We start from the raw sequence: 2,068 nt of genomic DNA, 5'->3' as shown, positions 1-2,068 counted from the left end.
CGGCGGGGGCCGCCCGCACCGAAGCTGCCGCGGGTCTTGACGCCCCCTTTTCTCATACGTTAAATCTCGGCGTGAAGTAAGCGGCCGGGGTCCGCGACCGACGCGCGGTCACGCGCGCGGCGCCCCCGGCCGCCGTCCCCCGGACCCCACCAGACGGGTGTGCACCCCCATGAACCGAGCTCCCCGGTCCCGCCGCTACGGCCTCGCGGCCGCCGCCGCCACCGCCCTGGTCGCGGCCCTCGTCGCCCCCACCACCCAGGCCGCCGCGGCCCCGGTGCCGCCCGGCGGCGGCAGCCTCGGCGCGAACGTGATCGTCCTCGACCCGGCCATGCCCAAGGCCGAGATCCAGGACCGGCTGAACGCCCTCGCCCAGGTCCAGGCCGGCAACGAGTTCGGCCCCGAGCGCTACGCGATCCTCTTCAAGCCCGGCACCTACGGCACCACCGCCGACCCGCTGGTCTTCCCGGTCGGCTTCTACGAGAGCGTCGCCGGCCTCGGCCGCAACCCCGGCGACGTGGTGGTCAACGGCTCCGTCAACGTCTACAACCAGTGCGTCGGCGGCGACCAGTCCCAGTGCTACGCCACCACCAACTTCTGGCGCTCGCTGAGCAACCTCACCGTCAACGTCGCGGGCCAGAGCGGCTGCTACGGCGGCACCGACTTCTGGGCGGTCTCCCAGGCCGCACCGCTGCGCCGGGTCCGGATGAACGGCAACGTGACGCTGATGGACTACTGCACCGGCTCGCCCGCCTGGGCCAGCGGCGGCTTCGTCGCCGACTCCGAATTCACCGGCGGCACCGTGATCAACGGCTCCCAGCAGCAGTACTTCACCCGCAACAGCCGCTTGGACGGCTGGACCAACGGCGTCTGGAACCAGGTGTTCTGCGGCACCGAGGGCGCCCCCGCGCAGTCCTTCTCCACCGACCCGGCCGCCTCCCCGTACACCACGCTCGACACCTGCCCGGTCACCCGCGAGGCCCCCTACCTGTACCTGGACGACCAGGGCCGCTACCGCGTCCTCGTCCCCGACGCCCGGCGCGACTCCCGCGGCACCAGCTGGCAGGACGGCCCCACCCAGGGCCGCTCGATCGGCCTGGACGACTTCTACGTGGTGCGCCCCGGCGCCGACGTCAAGCAGATCAACGCCGCCCTCCGGGCCGGCCGCAACCTGCTGTTCACCCCCGGCGTGTACGAGCTGCCCGAGGCGATCAGGGTCACCCGCCCCGGCACCCAGGTGATCGGCCTCGGCTTCGCCACCCTCGTCCCGACCGGCGGCAACGCCGCGATCAAGGTCGACGACGTGGACGGCGTCAACCTCTCCGGCCTGATCGTCGACGCCGGGGAGAAGAAGTCCAAGGTGCTGGTGCAGATCGGCAACCGGGGCGCCCACGACTCGCACCGCGCCGACCCGATCGCCCTGTCCGACGTGTTCTTCCGGGTCGGCGGCGCCCTGAACGGCGCGGCCGACACCGCGCTGGAGGTCAACAGCGACGACACCCTGATCGACGACGCCTGGATCTGGCGCGCCGACCACGGCACCGGCGGCGGCAGCTGGACCAGCGCCCGCAGCGACACCGGACTGGCCGTCAACGGCGACCGGGTCACCGCTACCGGCCTGGCCGTCGAGCACTTCCAGAAGACCGAGGTCGAGTGGAACGGCGAGCACGGCCAGGTGGTGTTCTTCCAGAACGAGAACCCCTACGACGTGCCCAACCAGGCCGCGTGGATGGCGAGCGCGCAGCAGAAGGGGTACCCGGCGTTCGCCGTCGGCCCGAAGGTCAAGACCTTCGAGGGCTGGGGCATGGGCAGCTACTCCTACTTCAACCAGGGCGTCGACATCCGCAACTCGACGGCCTTCCAGGCGCCCACCACCCCCGGCGTCAAGTTCCACGACCTGCTGACCGTCTTCCTGAACGGCACCGGCGGCATCGACTCGGTGATCAACGGCACCGGCCGCACCGTCGACCCCGCCTTCGGCGGCCCCAGCAACGTCGTCTCCTACCCCGCGACCACCCCCTGACGGCCCACTGAACGGCCCCCGGGCCCGGCCCGCCGCGCACTCCGGCCC

At 72.2% G+C, this 2,068-nt stretch carries 1 protein-coding gene; it reads left to right on the top strand.

Features of this window, described 5'->3' with window-relative positions; all coding sequences use genetic code 11:
- Positions 1-169 precede the first annotated feature (169 nt).
- On the top strand, positions 170-2,020 hold the full coding sequence (locus ACFUEL_RS38975; protein ID WP_380242844.1) for a hypothetical protein: 1,851 nt from the start codon (positions 170-172) through the stop codon (positions 2,018-2,020).
- Positions 2,021-2,068: the final 48 nt, after the last annotated feature.

This window comes from Kitasatospora sp. NPDC057198 (genome assembly GCF_042670125.1).
Taxonomy (GTDB): Bacteria; Actinomycetota; Actinomycetes; order Streptomycetales; family Streptomycetaceae; genus Kitasatospora.
The sequence above is the reverse complement of the archived record's forward strand: the minus strand, read 5'-3'. Positions and strand labels throughout refer to the sequence as shown.

Excerpts from the sequence above, each read along its gene's own strand:
- ACFUEL_RS38975 (WP_380242844.1), top strand. The coding sequence starts at position 170 with ATGAACCGAGCTCCCCGGTCCCGCCGCTACGGCCTCGCGGCCGCCGCC.